This window comes from Bartonella sp. CL63NXGY (assembly GCF_042194905.1).
Lineage (GTDB): Bacteria > Pseudomonadota > Alphaproteobacteria > Rhizobiales > Rhizobiaceae > Bartonella.
On sequence record NZ_JBHINK010000125.1, the window covers coordinates 1 to 298 of the forward strand.

Here is a 298-nt window from a genome sequence, read left to right on the forward strand (position 1 = left end):
TTCAAATTTACTCAAATGATCATAAATTCGTTCTTTTATGGCTTGTTCACGTTTAACTGCCACCTGTTCATGCTCCTTAACTAAGCGAACTGCTTTAGCCATTGCAACATCCCCAGGCGTGTTTTCAGTTCCACTGCGAAGGTTTCGTTCTTGTCCACCACCGGCAACTAATGGTTCAAGTTGGCGACCACTTTTTACATATACAAAACCTGTACCGCGGGGCGCATGGAACTTATGACCAGAAAAGGTAGCAAAGTCTACCCGATCACTGAAAACTAGTTCATCCAGCCCTTTTCCA

1 protein-coding gene is annotated in these 298 nt (G+C 44.0%); it reads right to left on the minus strand.

Features of this window, described 5'->3' with window-relative positions:
* A partial coding sequence (locus tag ACFIK0_RS09645; RefSeq protein WP_375663952.1) for an aminotransferase class V-fold PLP-dependent enzyme occupies window positions 1-298 on the minus strand: 298 nt, incomplete at both ends.